12 protein-coding genes are annotated in these 13,425 nt (G+C 72.3%); 6 read left to right on the forward strand and 6 right to left on the reverse strand.

Features of this window, described 5'->3' with window-relative positions; genetic code table 11:
* Nucleotides 1-122 precede the first annotated feature (122 nt).
* Together BUE29_RS05240 and BUE29_RS05245 are read right to left on the reverse strand one after the other, a co-directional pair.
* Nucleotides 123-1,136, reverse strand: a complete 1,014-nt coding sequence (locus tag BUE29_RS05240; protein ID WP_073387197.1) for an NAD-dependent epimerase/dehydratase family protein — start codon at nucleotides 1,134-1,136, stop codon at nucleotides 123-125.
* Complete coding sequence (locus BUE29_RS05245; protein ID WP_073387200.1) at nucleotides 1,133-1,933, reverse strand: S-methyl-5'-thioadenosine phosphorylase; 801 nt, start codon at nucleotides 1,931-1,933, stop codon at nucleotides 1,133-1,135. The genes BUE29_RS05240 and BUE29_RS05245 overlap by 4 nt, the downstream gene beginning before the upstream one ends.
* A 55-nt stretch (nucleotides 1,934-1,988) precedes the next feature.
* Here BUE29_RS05245 and BUE29_RS05250 point away from each other — a divergent pair, with 55 nt between their 5' ends.
* Entirely contained in the window at nucleotides 1,989-3,143 is a 1,155-nt protein-coding gene (locus tag BUE29_RS05250; RefSeq protein WP_073387203.1) for an acyl-CoA dehydrogenase family protein, read from the forward strand.
* A gap of 3 nt (nucleotides 3,144-3,146) precedes the next feature.
* Nucleotides 3,147-3,746, forward strand: a complete 600-nt coding sequence (locus BUE29_RS05255; RefSeq protein WP_073387206.1) for a Maf family protein — start codon at nucleotides 3,147-3,149, stop codon at nucleotides 3,744-3,746.
* 48 nt (nucleotides 3,747-3,794) lie between these two features.
* Here the strand turns inward: BUE29_RS05255 and BUE29_RS05260 are convergent, their stop codons facing one another.
* From BUE29_RS05260 to BUE29_RS05275, 4 genes are read right to left on the reverse strand one after another with little or no spacing between them, the layout of a single operon-like run.
* Complete coding sequence (locus tag BUE29_RS05260) at nucleotides 3,795-5,435, reverse strand: adenylate/guanylate cyclase domain-containing protein (protein WP_073387209.1); 1,641 nt, start codon at nucleotides 5,433-5,435, stop codon at nucleotides 3,795-3,797.
* Nucleotides 5,432-5,626, reverse strand: coding sequence for an acyl-CoA carboxylase epsilon subunit (locus BUE29_RS05265; protein WP_073387212.1), 195 nt, complete (start codon nucleotides 5,624-5,626; stop codon nucleotides 5,432-5,434). Before BUE29_RS05265 ends, BUE29_RS05260 begins: the two co-directional genes overlap by 4 nt.
* Nucleotides 5,623-7,149 (reverse strand): acyl-CoA carboxylase subunit beta, encoded by a 1,527-nt coding sequence (locus BUE29_RS05270; RefSeq protein ID WP_073387215.1) that lies wholly within the window; start codon nucleotides 7,147-7,149, stop codon nucleotides 5,623-5,625. The genes BUE29_RS05265 and BUE29_RS05270 overlap by 4 nt, the downstream gene beginning before the upstream one ends.
* Nucleotides 7,149-8,300, reverse strand: coding sequence for an acyl-CoA dehydrogenase family protein (locus BUE29_RS05275; RefSeq protein WP_073387218.1), 1,152 nt, complete (start codon nucleotides 8,298-8,300; stop codon nucleotides 7,149-7,151). The genes BUE29_RS05270 and BUE29_RS05275 overlap by 1 nt, the downstream gene beginning before the upstream one ends.
* 46 nt (nucleotides 8,301-8,346) lie before the next feature.
* On the opposite strand from BUE29_RS05275, the gene BUE29_RS05280 reads away from it, so the two are divergent.
* The 4 genes from BUE29_RS05280 to glpK all read left to right on the forward strand — a co-directional run bounded on the left by BUE29_RS05280 (nucleotide 8,347) and on the right by glpK (nucleotide 13,414).
* Nucleotides 8,347-8,754: a MerR family transcriptional regulator gene (locus BUE29_RS05280; protein ID WP_073387221.1), complete on the forward strand. Its 408-nt coding sequence runs from the start codon at nucleotides 8,347-8,349 to the stop codon at nucleotides 8,752-8,754.
* A gap of 423 nt (nucleotides 8,755-9,177) precedes the next feature.
* Nucleotides 9,178-10,941, forward strand: a complete 1,764-nt coding sequence (locus tag BUE29_RS05285; protein ID WP_073387224.1) for an acetyl/propionyl/methylcrotonyl-CoA carboxylase subunit alpha — start codon at nucleotides 9,178-9,180, stop codon at nucleotides 10,939-10,941.
* 165 nt (nucleotides 10,942-11,106) lie between these two features.
* Nucleotides 11,107-11,853: an MIP/aquaporin family protein gene (locus tag BUE29_RS05290; protein WP_073389335.1), complete on the forward strand. Its 747-nt coding sequence runs from the start codon at nucleotides 11,107-11,109 to the stop codon at nucleotides 11,851-11,853.
* 49 nt (nucleotides 11,854-11,902) lie between these two features.
* Nucleotides 11,903-13,414 (forward strand): glycerol kinase GlpK, encoded by a 1,512-nt coding sequence (gene glpK, locus BUE29_RS05295; RefSeq protein WP_073387226.1) that lies wholly within the window; start codon nucleotides 11,903-11,905, stop codon nucleotides 13,412-13,414.
* Nucleotides 13,415-13,425 lie beyond the last annotated feature (11 nt).

Genomic DNA, 13,425 nt, shown 5'->3' on the forward strand with positions numbered 1-13,425 from the left:
GTCGACAACGTCTCCACCAGCGCCCGCTCCACCAACGAAGCACTCAGCCAAACCCGCACCGCCGTCGACGAACTCGCCCGCATGTCCGCCGACCTCCGCAGCGCCGTCAACCAGTTCCGCTTCTAACCGGTCGCGAGCTCGGCGGTGCCCTCGGTGAAGTCGACCGTGGGGCGCCAGCCGAGTTCGCGCACGACGCGCCCCGAGTCGGCGGTGATGTGCCGGACGTCGCCCAGCCGGTAGGCACCGGTGACGACCGGTTGCGGACCACCGAGGGCGGTCGCGAGGGCGGCGGCGAGGTCGCCGACGGTGCGCGGCGTACCGGATCCCACGTTGTAGGCACGCACCCCGTCGGCGTGGCGCTCGGTGGCCGCCGCGACCGCGCGGGCCACGTCGCGCACGTGGACGAAGTCGCGGCGCATCGCGCCGTCCTCGTTCACCGTGGGCGCCTGACCTCGCCGCAGTGCGGACAGGAAGATCGCCGCGACCCCGGCGTACGGGGTGTCGGCCGGCAACCCCGGCCCGTAGACATTGTGGAACCGCAGGGCGGCGACGCTGCCACCGGTAGCCCGCGCCCACGACGAGGCGAGCTGTTCCTGGCCCAGCTTGCTGACCGCGTACGCGTTGCGGGGGTCGGGGGGGGTGTCCTCGCCGACGAGCTCCGGCGCCAGCGGCCGGCCGCAGCGCGGGCACGGCGGCTCGAACCGGCCGGCCGCGAGCTCGCTCTCGGCGCGCGCTCCCGGCGTCACCGCGCCGTGTTCGGGGCAGCGACCCAGCCCCTCGCCGTAGACGACCATGGAGCTGGCGAGCACGAGCCGGCCGACGCCCTGCCGCGCCATGGCGGCGAGCAGCACGGCGGTGCCGTGCACGTTGGAGTCGGCGTAGTCCGGCAGGTCCTGCACGTCCACGCCCAGACCCACCTTGGCCGCGAGATGCACCACGACCTCGACACCGGTCAGCGCCGCCTCGACGGCGTCGATATTGCGCACATCTGCGCGAACGAGGCCGGGCAGTTCCGGTGGTGTGCCGCGGTGGACGTCGGGACGGAGCGAGTCGAGGACGACCACGTCGTGACCGGCGAGCGCAGCTCGGACGTGCGTGCCGATGAAGCCGGCACCGCCGGTGAGCAGCACCTTCACGGCAGGACGTGCGAGGCGGGGTACCCGGACGTGTCGCCGCACGGGCAGTCGTCCTGCTCGTCGGGCAATCGGCCCAGCGTGTCGACGAGCAGGTCGCGCAGGCGGGGCAGGTTGGCCGCGAACGCCTCGAGCACCTCGGCGTGGGTCACCCCCTCGCCCGCCGCGACCCCGGCGTCGAGGTCGGTGACGAGCGCGAGCGTGGTGTAGCAGAGGGCCAGCTCACGGGCGAGCCCCGCCTCGGGCATCGCGGTCATCCCGATGATCGACCAGCCGTGCGACTGGAACTCGAGCGACTCGGCGCGCGAGGAGAAGCGCGGCCCGTTGACCACGACGAGGGTGCCGCCGTCGTGGGCGGTGACGCCGGCCGCCAGCGCCGCGGCCCGGCCGCGCGGGCAGTAGGGGTCGGCGAAGCCGGCGTGGCCCACGCCGGTGGCGGCGTCGAAGAACGTGTGCGGACGGCCGGCAGTGCGATCGACGACCTGGTCGGGCACGACGAGCGTCCCGGTCGGCAGCGCGGTGGTCAGCGAGCCGACCGCCGACAGCGAGACCACCTGCCGGACGCCGAGGGAGCGGAGCGCCCAGAGGTTCGCCCGATAGGGCACGAGATGCGGCGCGAACCGGTGTCCGGTGCCGTGCCGCGGCACGAAGGCGACGGGACGGCCGGCGAGCGAGCCGACCGTCACCGGGTCGCTCGGCGCCCCGTAGGGCGTCTCGACCACGTGCTCGGCCGGGTCCTCGAGCAGCGAGTAGAAGCCCGAGCCGCCGATGACCCCGATCGGCGCCGTCTGTGCAGCCATACGGTCACGCTAGCGGCACCCCGTCAACGCGCCGCTCGCGGAATATCATCCGCACATGGACCGCAAGCACTACGACGACGACCACCACGCGTTCGGCGAGGCCTTCCGAGCGTTCGCCGACAAGTCGGTCGTGCCGAATTTCGCCGACTACGAGCGCGCCGGCATCACGCCGCACGAGATCTTCGCCGAGGCCGGTCGCAGCGGGTTCCTCGGAATGGCGGTGCCGGAGGAGTACGGCGGCGGCGGGAGTGCGGACTTCCGGTTCAACCAGATCCTGGGCGAGGAGGTCGCCGACGCCGGGATCACCGGCTCCGGGCTCGGCCTCACGCTGCACAACGACATCTGCCTGCCCTACTTCCTCTCCTACGCCGACGAGGAGCAGAAGCGGCGCTGGCTGCCGGGCATCGCGTCCGGCGAGCTCGTCACCGCGATCGCCATGACCGAGCCCGGCGCCGGGTCCGATCTCGCCGGCATGCGCACCCGCGCCGAGCGGGACGGTGACGACTACGTGGTCAACGGGGCCAAGACGTTCATCACCAACGGCATCAACGCCGACCTCGTCATCACCGCGGTGCAGACCGGCGGCGAGGCGGACGACCGCCGCGGCGGCATGTCCCTGCTCGTCCTCGAACGGGGCATGGTCGGGTTCGAGCGCGGCCGCAACCTGGAGAAGCTCGGTCTGCACTCGCAGGACACCGCCGAGCTGTCGTTCACCGACGTGCGGGTGCCGGCGGCCAACCGGCTCGGCGAGGACGGCGGCGGCTTCGGCTACCTCGCGGCGAAGCTGCCGCAGGAGCGCGTCTCCATCGCGATCGCCGCCATCGCCGAGGCCACCGCCGCGTTCCGCGAGACGCTGCGGTACGTCCAGGACCGCACCGCGTTCACCAAGCCGGTCGCGTCCTTCCAGAACACGAAGTTCGCGCTCGCCGACATGGCGACCGACATCGACGTCGCACAGGCCTACGTCGACCGGTGCGTCGACCGGCTCAACGCCGGCGAGCTGTCGGCCGCGGACGCCTCGAAGGCCAAGTACCACTGCAGCGAGCTGCAGGGCCGGGTCGTGGATCGCTGCCTGCAGCTGCACGGCGGCTACGGCTACATGACCGAGTACCCGATCGCGCGCCGTTACGCCGACGCCCGCATCACCCGCATCTACGGCGGGACGAGCGAGATCATGAAGTCGGTCATCTCCAAGTCGCTCGGGATCTGAGGCATGCGCTTCGTGCTCGCGTCGGCCTCACCGGCGCGGCTCGCGACGCTGCGCGCCGCCGGCGTCGAACCCGAGGTGATCGTCAGCGGCGTCGACGAGGAGGCCGTCACCGCCGACACCCCGGCGGGGCTGGTCGCGGCCCTGGCCACGGCCAAGGCCGTCGCGGTGGCGGCGGAGCTCCCCGCGGACGTGGTGGTGCTCGGCTGTGACTCGATGCTCGAGTTCGACGGCGCCGTGCTCGGCAAGCCGCTCGCCGCGGACGTCGCGATCGAGCGCTGGCGTGCGATGCGGGGGCGGTCCGGCGTGCTGCACACCGGTCACCACCTGCTCGTCACCGGTGACGGGCGCAGCACCTCGCGTGCCGCCTCGACCGTCGTCCGCTTCGCCGACGCCGACGACGCCGAGATCGACGCGTACGTGGGAACCGGAGAGCCACTGGCCGTCGCCGGCGCCTTCACCCTGGACGGTCTGGGTGGCTGGTTCGTCGACGGGGTGGACGGCGACCCGCACAACGTCGTCGGCGTCTCGCTGCCGGCCCTGCGCTCGATGACCCGCGAGCTCGGCCTCGGCCTGGCCGACCTGGGCTGGCCCGCTCCCCGCTGACCCGCCCCCCGCTGACCCCCGCGCTGACCCGCTCCGCGCCGGCCCGTCTCAGCCGCGCCGGGCCCCGGGCAGGTGCGGGGGCCGCGGCGGGAGCTCGCTGACCGCCTTGGCGACGTCGCCGAGCCGCCGGACGAGCGACGGGGTCGCGGGCCGCGGGCCGTCCGTGCAGCGATAGGTCTCGACGGGCGCGTCGTGACCGCGCAGCCGCATCGCGCGGCCCTTCGTCCAGTGCCCACGTTCGTCGGGGTCGGCCGCCTCGACCGTCGTGGCGCTCGCCAGTATGCGTCCGTCGGTCCGTTTGGCGAGGTCGGTGAGGCGGGACGCCTCGTTCACGGCGTCGCCGACGACGGTGTACTCGAGCCTGCTCGCCGCCCCGATCTGGCCGGCGACCACCGGTCCCGACGCCACGCCGATCCCGATCTCCAGCTCGCCCATCAGGGCCACGCGGTCACGGATGCCACGGGCGGTGCGCAGCGCGGCGGCGGCCGGCTCGTCGACCTCGGCGGGCGCGCCGAAGACGCACAGCGCTGCGTCGCCCTCGAACTTGTTCAGTAGTCCGCCGTTGCCCTCGACCTCGTCCACGACCACCTCGAAGAAGCGGTTGAGCATCGCGACGAAGTCCGCCGGCGCCGTCGTGCGGGTGAGCGCCGTCGACCCGGTGATGTCGACGAACAGCGCGACGACCTCGCGCCCCTCGCCGCTGAGCGTCACGCCGCTGCTGATCGCCTCGGCCGCCACCGCCGGCCCGACGTGCCGGCCGAACAGATCGGTGACCCGGTCGCGCTCGCGCAACCCGGCCACCATCTCGTTGAAGCCGTTCTGCAGCAGCCCGATCTCGCCGGCGTCCTCGATGGGGAGGTCGAGGTCGAGCCGGCCGTCACCCACGCGGCGCAGGGCGTCGACGACCGATCGCAGCGGGGCGCCGATCGCGCGCGCGATCAGCCCGGTCGACACGACGCCGACGAGGATCGCGATCGCCACGACCACGAGGCTGACGCCGACCTTGTTGCGCTGGCCGGGCGGCGCGGTCAGCACGAGCGCGACCCCGACCAGGGGCAGCCCGCTGGTCAGCACCCAGTTGATGAGCAGCTGCCAGCGCACGCCGAGCAGCGGGGCGGTACGCGGCGGGCTCGCGGCCAGCGCGAGCCGTCGCACCGGCTGGTTGAAGCGCCCGAGCACGAGGTACATGAGGCCGGCGGACACGAAGCCGGCGACCACCAGGCCGCCGGCGAGGCCCGCCGCGCGCTGCGTTCCCGTCCCGACGACGCCGGCGACGGTCGCCATGACCACCGCGCCGATCGTCCACAGCCCGGCCGTGATGACGGCGAGGTCGAGCGGCATCCGCAGCGCCCGACGCGCGTCGTCGGCACCCGGCGCCTCACCGCGCAGCAGCCACCGCAGCGTCCTGCGCTGCACCAGCGTGGCGAGCGTGACGCCGCACACCACGCTGGCCGCGGTGAGCACGATCGTGGTCGTGAACAGCACGCGCAGCTGGTCGTCGGGCACCGACGTGTTCATCGCGGTGACGAGCAGCGCGACGACGACCACGCCGATCACGTTGAGGCCGATGCCGAGCAGCGCGATGCCGCCCGCGGTGCGCACCACGAGCGGGACGTTGGCCGCGACGTGCGCGACGTCGATCGGTCGGCCGGCGGCGCCGTCGGGCGGACCGTCGGCTGGCGTCGTCACCGCTCGATTCTGCACCACGGCCGCGGGCCGGGACCGTCCTCGCGCAGCGCCGCCAGCCGCGTGCGGCGCCAGCGCAGGTACGGATCGTCCGGCCGGGACGGCCCCTCGCCGCGTGCCCGGACGACGGCGACGACCGCGGCGAGCTCCTCGGCCGTCGCCGCACCGCGCACGCGCACGCCGTCGGCCGTCATACCGGCGGCACCCCGTGCCGCTTGGCCGCGATGTCGCGGGACTTGCCGACCAGCACGCGGTAGCGGGCGACGAGCTCCCGGCGCAGCTCGCCGGGCTCGACGATGCCGTCGATGACGAGATCGGCGGCGAGGCGCAGGATGTCGACGTCCGCCTCGTACTCGGCACGCTTGACCGCGACGAACTCCGCCCGCGCGTCGTCGTCGGCGAGGGCGGCGATCTTGTTGGCGTAGACGGCGTTGATCGCCGCCTGCGGCCCCATGATGGCGATCTTCGCCGTCGGCAGGGCGAGGCAGACGTCGGGCGAGAAGCCGGGGCCGGCCATGGCGTAGAGCCCGGCGCCGTAGGCCTTGCGCACGATGACCGACACCTGCGGCACCGTCGCCTCCGACACCGCGGTGATCATCTTGGCGCCGTGGCGGATGATGCCCTGACGCTCCACGTCGCTGCCGATCATGAAACCCGGGACGTCGGCGAGGTAGAGCAGCGGCACGTTGAACGCGTCGCACAGCCAGATGAAGCGCGCGCACTTGTCGGCGGAGTCGACGAACAGCACGCCGCCGCGCACGGCGGAGTTGTTGGCGACGATGCCGACGGGACGGCCGTCGACGCGCGCGAGTCCGACGACGACCTCGGCGGCGAAGAGCGGCTTGACCTCGAAGAAGGAGTCGGCGTCGACGAGGCCGTCCACCACGTCGTGGATGTCGAAGGGCACCGACTCGGCGGCCGGCACGGCGTCGGCCGCCAGCTCGACCGCCGGCGCCTCGGGCTCCACCTCGGGTGCGGGCTCGCGCCAGCACGTCGGCAGGTAGGAGAAGAACAGCCGCGCCTGCTCGATGGCGTCGGCGTCGTCGCTCGCGAGGTTGTCGCCGCAGCCCGAGACCGACGCGTGCATGCGCGCGCCGCCCATCTCCTCGAGCGTCACCTTCTCGCCGACCACCATCTCGGCCATGCGCGGCGAGCCGAGGTACATCGACGCGTTGCCCTCGACCATCACGACGAAGTCGCAGAAGGCCGGGATGTACGCACCGCCGGCGGCGGACGGGCCGAACAGGCAGCACAGCTGCGGCACCTTGCCCGACAGCGCCACCTGGTTGTGGAAGATGCGACCGGCGCCGCGCCGGCCGGGGAACATCTGCACCTGGTCGGTGATGCGGCCGCCGCCGGAGTCGATGAGCCAGAAGATCGGCAGCTCCTCGACCAGCGCGCGCTCGGTGATCCGCACGATCTTCTCGACGGTGCGCGCGCCCCACGAGCCGGCCTTGACGCTCGGGTCGTTGGCGACGACGAGCGCGGGGCGACCGTCGACCATCACCTGCCCGGTGACGACGGCGTCGGCGGGCAGGTCACCGGCGAGGGCATTGGCCAGCTGGCCGTCCTCGACGAAGCTCCCCTCGTCGCACAGCAGGGCGATGCGGTCGCGGACGTAGAGCTTGCCCTGCTCGGCCAGCTTGTCCGCCGCCTTCGGCGTGGGGCGCAGCGTGGCCTCGCGGGCGGCGGCGATGCCCTCCGGGGTGGTGGTCATCAGCTGACCGGCAGCCCGAGGCCGCGGGCGATGAGCATGCGCTGCACCTCGGAGGTCCCCTCGCCGATCTCGAGGATCTTGGCGTCGCGGTAGAAGCGGGCGACCGGGAACTCCTCCATGAAGCCGTTGCCGCCGAAGACCTGCGTCGCCACGCGGGTCGCGGCGACGGCGGCCTCGGTGGAGTACAGCTTGGCGATCGCGGCCGCCTGCTTGAGCTGCGCCGCGGGCCGGCCCGCGTCCTTGAGCCACGCCGCCTTGTAGGTGAGCAGGCGCGCGGCCTCGACCGACACGGCCAGATCGCTGAGCGAGAACGCGACGGCCTGGCGGGAGCCGATGGGCGCGCCGAACGTGCGTCGTTCGGCCGCGTAGCGCAGCGAGTGGTCGAGGCAGGCCTGGGCGAGTCCCACGGCGAGCGCGGCGATGGCGATGCGGCCGTCGTCGAGTACGGCGAGGAACTGCCGGAAGCCGTCCCCGCGCCGGCCGAGCAGGTGGGCCTCGGGGACGCGACAGCCGTCGAAGGTGAGGCCGTGGGTGTCGGAGATGTGCCAGCCGAGCTTGTCGTACGCGGGCTCCACGGTGAACCCGGGCGTGCCCGCCGGGACGATGAGCGAGCTGATCTCGTCCTCGCCCGTCCGCGCGGTCACGGTGACGAGCGAGGTGATGTCGGTGCCGGAGTTCGTGATGAACGCCTTCGCGCCGTCGATGGTCCACTCGCCGTCGGCGAGGACGGCCCGGGTGCGGGTGGCACCGGCGTCCGATCCCGCTTCGGGCTCGGTGAGCCCGAAGCCGGCGAGCGCCCGGCCCGCGACCAGGTCGGGCAGCCACCGCTCCTTCTGCTCGGTGGTGCCGTAGGTGAGGATCGGGTTGATGCCGAGGCCGACCCCGGCCTCGAGGGTGATGCCGATCGACTGGTCGACGCGGCCGAGCTCCTCGATCGCGACGCACAGCGAGGTGAAGTCGCCGCCGCTGCCGCCGTACTCCTCGGGCACCACCAGGCCGAACAGGCCGAGCTCGCCCATCCCCCGCACGACCTCCAACGGCAGGTGGTGCGCGCGGTCCCACGCGGCGACGTGCGGCGCGACCTCGCGCTCGGCGAAGTCGCGGACGACCTTGCGGAACGTCTCGTGGTCCTCGCTCAGTTCGAACGTCATGCGCGCTCCCTTGACGTTTACGTAAAGGTCCGGCAACCATAGCCGGATGGCGGCCCCACGCACCACCCCGTCGGCCCCGCGGACCTGGACGGTGGGGCAGCTCGCCGCCGAGCTCGGCGTCACGACCCGCACGCTGCGCCACTACGAGGCCGAGGGGCTCGTCACGCCCCGCCGCGCCGGGCCGAACCGGGTCTACGACGAGCGCGACCGCACCCGACTGCGGCTCATCCTGCGGGGTCGCCGCTTTGGCATGACGCTCGCCGAGTGCCGCGAGATCGTCGACATGTACGACGGCGCCGCGTCCTCGGAACGACGGCAACTGAGCACCCTGCTCGGCCGCCTCGACGAGATCGCCGCCGACCTGCGCCGGCGGCAGGCCGACCTCGCCCGCACCGTGACCGAGGTCGACGAGGTCGCCGCCCGCTGCCGGGACCGCCTCGCCGAGCTCGACTGACACCGCGCGCGCCGCGTAGGTCTTGTGCCGCAATCCAGCGTGTGTTAGTTTTCTGTTAGTTGACGTCGCTCGGGAGGGACGACGTCAAACCACCGCGGGGGAACGGCCAGACGGCACGCCCGCTCGCGCGACGCGTTCCGTCACGACACAGGACGGGACGGCGCGACCGATGCCCCAGCCACGGCACAGCCGGCCGACCCGTTCCGTACGCCGAACTGCCGGCGGACGTCCGCGACCGCGGGGCATGCGCCCGGACCGTACCCGGGCAACCCCGCCGACGTGACCCGCTGGACCGGGGGGCGACACGCCGTCGGACGCGGACCGGGCGACCGGTAATCTGCGCCCGACGGCGTGTCGAGGGGCGGATCCGCACGGATCCGTCAGAGGCACGCACCCGCCACTCGACCTCCTGGGGGCTCCACGGTGCAGAAGGTGCTGATCGCCAACCGCGGCGAGATCGCGGTCCGGGTCATCCGGGCCTGCCGCGACGCCGGGTACACCTCCGTCGCGATCTACGCCGATCCCGATCGGGACGCCCTGCACGTGAAGGTCGCCGACGAGGCGTACGCGCTCGGCGGCACCACGCCCGGCGACTCCTACCTGGTCATCGACAAGGTCATCGAGGCCTGCCGCAAGTCCGGCGCCGACGCCGTGCACCCCGGCTACGGCTTCCTCTCCGAGAACTCCGACTTCGCGCAGGCGGTCCTCGACGCCGGGTTGACCTGGATCGGCCCGTCGCCGCAGTCGATCAAGGACCTCGGCGACAAGGCGGTGGCCCGCCACATCGCCGAGCGCGCGGGCGCGCCGCTCGTCGCCGGCACCAAGGATCCCGTCGCCGGTGCCGAGGAGGTCGTCGCCTTCGCCGAGGAGCACGGCCTGCCGATCGCGATCAAGGCGGTCTACGGCGGCGGCGGGCGCGGCATGAAGATCGCCCGCGAGATGGCCGAGGTCGAGGAGCTGTACGAGTCCGCGGTGCGCGAGGCCGTCTCGGCCTTCGGCCGCGGCGAGTGCTTCGTGGAGCGCTACCTCGACCGTTCCCGCCACGTCGAGGCGCAGGTGCTGGCCGACCAGCACGGCAACGTCGTCGTCGTAGGGACCCGCGACTGCTCGCTGCAGCGCCGCAACCAGAAGCTGGTCGAGGAGGCGCCCGCGCCCTACCTCACCGACGACCAGCGCGCGCGAATCCACCAGAGCGCGAAGGACATCTGCACGGAGGCCGGCTACTACGGCGCCGGCACGGTCGAGTACCTCGTCGGCAACGACGGCGTCATCAGCTTCCTCGAGGTCAACACGCGGCTGCAGGTCGAGCACCCGGTCACCGAGGAGACCAGCGGCATCGACCTCGTCCGCGAGCAGTTCCGCATCGCCGAGGGCGAGCGGCTGCGCTTCACCGAGGACCCGACGCCGCGCGGGCACAGCTTCGAGTTCCGCATCAACGGCGAGGACCCCGGTCGCAACTTCCTCCCCGCCCCCGGCACGGTCACCGAGTACCGCGAGCCCGCCGGCCCCGGCGTGCGCGTCGACTCCGGCATCGAGGGCACGTCGGTCATCGGCGGCGCGTTCGACTCGTTGCTGGCCAAGCTGATCGTCACCGGCGAGACCCGCATCCAGGCCCTCGAACGTGCTCGCCGCGCGCTCGACGAGATGGTCGTCGACGGCATGGCCACCGCGCTGCCGTTCCACCGCGCCGTCGTCCGCGATCCCGCGTTCGCCACCGACGACGACACCCCGTTCACCATCTTCACCCGCTGGATCGAGAGCGAGTTCGACAACACGATCGAGCCGTTCGGCGCCGCGGCCGAGGCCGAGGAGGACGCCGGGCCGCGCGAGACGGTCGTCATCGAGGTCGGCGGCAAGCGCCTCGAGGTCTCGCTGCCCGCCGGCTTCGGCGGTGGGGGTGGCGGCGGTGCCCGCAAGGCGGCTCCCAAGCGTTCGGCCGGCAAGAAGGCCGGCGCGGCCGCGTCGGGTGACTCGCTCACCGCTCCCATGCAGGGCACCATCGTCAAGATCGCCGTCGAGGACGGCGCGACCGTCGAGGCCGGCCAGGCGGTCGTCGTGCTCGAGGCGATGAAGATGGAGCAGCCCATCAACGCGCACAAGGCCGGCACCGTCACCGGCCTGCAGGCCGAGGTCGGCGGCGTCGTCACCGCCGGTTCGGTCATCTGCGACATCAAGGATGCGGAGTAGGCCGTCCGCCTGCCCTTGCCCTGCGGACGAACCGAGCAATAGCGTCAGAGGACGACGCCCGCCGGGACGTCGACGACGCCGTCGAAAGGGGCAAGAGTGCCCGAGCCCGAGGTCAACACCGAACTACCGTCGGACGAGGATTTCGTCGCGTCCCCCGCGGGCGAGCTGGCCGGTGAGTTCTTCGGCACGCTGATCCTCATCCTCTTCGGCAATGGCGTCGTCGCACAGGTGCTCTCGGCCAAGGACGGCTCGCTCGGCGACCACGACAGCATCGCGTGGGCGTGGGGTCTCGGCGTCACGTTGGGCATCTTCGTGGCCGGCCGGCTCAGCGGCGCGCACCTGAACCCGGCGGTGACGCTCTCGCTCGCGCTGTTCCAGGACTTCCCCTGGCGCAAGGTCGCGCCCTACGTCGTCGCCCAGTTCCTCGGCGCCTTCGTCGCCGCGCTGCTGGTGCGCTGGAACTACAGCGAGACCCTCGCCCTGGTCGACCCCGGCAACACCATCAAGACCCAGGGTGTCTTCTCGACCCTGCCCGGCAACGGCTCGTTCCCGGTGAGCGAGTGGGGCGCGCTACGCGACCAGCTGATCGGCACCGCGATCCTCGTGTTCATCGTCTTCGCGCTGACCGACGTGAAGAACTCGCCGCCGCTCGCGAACCTGACGCCGCTGCTGGTGGGCCTGCTGGTGGTCGCCATCGGCATGGCCTGGGGCACCGACGCCGGCTACGCGATCAACCCCGCCCGCGACTTCGGGCCGCGACTCGCGTCCTTCTTCACCGGGTACGGGACGGCCATGCGCGACCAGTACGGCAACTTCTACTTCTGGGTGCCGATAGTCGGGCCACTGCTGGGCGGCGCGATCGGCGGTGCCGCCTACACCCACGGCATCAAGCGCTTCCTGCCGCGCGGCTGACGCCCGGCCATCCATCCGCGGCAACGACCCACCCACCGAAGGAGCACTCATGGCGGACTTCGTCGGAGCGATCGACCAGGGCACCACGAGCACCCGATTCATGATCTTCGACCACGACGGCAACGAGGTGGGCAGGCACCAGCTCGAGCACGAGCAGATCCTGCCGCAGGCCGGCTGGGTCGAGCACAACCCCGTCGAGATCTGGGACCGCTCCCGCTCGGTCATCCAGACCGCGCTGTCACGCGCGAACCTCGACCCGTCCGACCTCGCCGCCATGGGCATCACCAACCAGCGCGAGACCACGGTCGTGTGGGACAAGAACACCGGCCGCCCGTACTACAACGCGATCGTCTGGCAGGACACCCGCACCGACCGGATCGCGAGCAAGCTCGAACGCGACGGCAAGGGCGACCTGATCCGGCAGCGCGCCGGCCTCCCGCCGGCCACGTACTTCTCCGGCGGCAAGATCCAGTGGATCCTCGAGAACGTCGACGGGGTACGCGCGGCCGCCGAGAAGGGCGACGCGATCTTCGGCAACACCGACTCGTGGCTGCTGTGGAACCTCACCGGCGGCCCCGAGGGCGGCGTCCACGTCACCGACGTCACCAACGCCAGCCGCACCATGCTGATGGATCTCGAGACCCTCGAATGGGACGACGAGCTGCTCGGTCTGTTCGACATCCCCCGCGGCATGCTGCCCGAGATCAAGCCGTCGTCGCTGGCCGACGGCTACGGCGAGACGACGATCGCGGCGTTCCGCGGCATCCCGCTGACCGGTGATCTCGGCGACCAGCAGGCCGCCATGTTCGGCCAGGTCTGCTTCGCACCGGGCGAGGCCAAGAACACCTACGGCACCGGCAACTTCCTGCTGCTCAACACCGGCACCGAGCTGGTGCGCAGCGACAACGGCCTGCTGACGACCGTCAACTACAAGATCGGCGACGAGGCGCCCGTGTACGCGCTGGAGGGTTCGATCGCCGTCACCGGCTCGGCCGTGCAGTGGCTGCGCGACCAGCTCGGCATCATCTCCGGCGCCGCCGAGATCGAGGGGCTGGCCCGCCGTGTCGAGGACAACGGCGGCGTCTACTTCGTCCCCGCCTTCTCCGGCCTGTTCGCGCCCTACTGGCGCAGCGACGCGCGCGGCGCGATCGTCGGCCTCTCGCGCTACAACAACAACGCCCATCTCGCGCGGGCCACGCTCGAGGCGATCTGCTATCAGAGCCGTGCCGTCGCCGAGGCGATGGAGTCGGACTCCAAGGTGCACCTCGACGTCCTCAAGGTCGACGGCGGCGTCACCGCCAACGACCTGTGCATGCAGCTGCAGGCCGACATCCTCGGCGTCCCGGTGAGCCGGCCGGTGGTCGCCGAGACCACCGCCCTCGGCGCCGCCTACGCCGCGGGGCTCGCGGTCGGGTTCTGGAACGACACCGACGAGCTGCGCGAGAACTGGAACGAGGACAAGCGCTGGGAGCCCGACTGGTCCGACGAGCAGCGCCGCGACGGCTATGCGGGATGGCAGAAAGCGGTGGAACGCACGCTGGACTGGGTGGACGTCGACTGATCCGCGGGCAA

It is taken from the genome of Jatrophihabitans endophyticus (assembly GCF_900129455.1).
GTDB lineage: Bacteria > Actinomycetota > Actinomycetes > Mycobacteriales > Jatrophihabitantaceae > Jatrophihabitans > Jatrophihabitans endophyticus.

Bases quoted from the DNA above. Each gene is read 5' to 3' on its own strand.
- BUE29_RS05245 (WP_073387200.1), bottom strand. From the start codon at position 1,933: ATGGCTGCACAGACGGCGCCGATCGGGGTCATCGGCGGCTCGGGCTTC.
- BUE29_RS05250 (WP_073387203.1), top strand. From the start codon at position 1,989: ATGGACCGCAAGCACTACGACGACGACCACCACGCGTTCGGCGAGGCC.
- BUE29_RS05255 (WP_073387206.1), top strand. From the start codon at position 3,147: ATGCGCTTCGTGCTCGCGTCGGCCTCACCGGCGCGGCTCGCGACGCTG.
- BUE29_RS05265 (WP_073387212.1), bottom strand. From the start codon at position 5,626: ATGACGGCCGACGGCGTGCGCGTGCGCGGTGCGGCGACGGCCGAGGAG.
- BUE29_RS05270 (WP_073387215.1), bottom strand. From the start codon at position 7,149: ATGACCACCACCCCGGAGGGCATCGCCGCCGCCCGCGAGGCCACGCTG.
- BUE29_RS05275 (WP_073387218.1), bottom strand. From the start codon at position 8,300: ATGACGTTCGAACTGAGCGAGGACCACGAGACGTTCCGCAAGGTCGTC.
- BUE29_RS05280 (WP_073387221.1), top strand. From the start codon at position 8,347: ATGGCGGCCCCACGCACCACCCCGTCGGCCCCGCGGACCTGGACGGTG.
- glpK (WP_073387226.1), top strand. From the start codon at position 11,903: ATGGCGGACTTCGTCGGAGCGATCGACCAGGGCACCACGAGCACCCGA.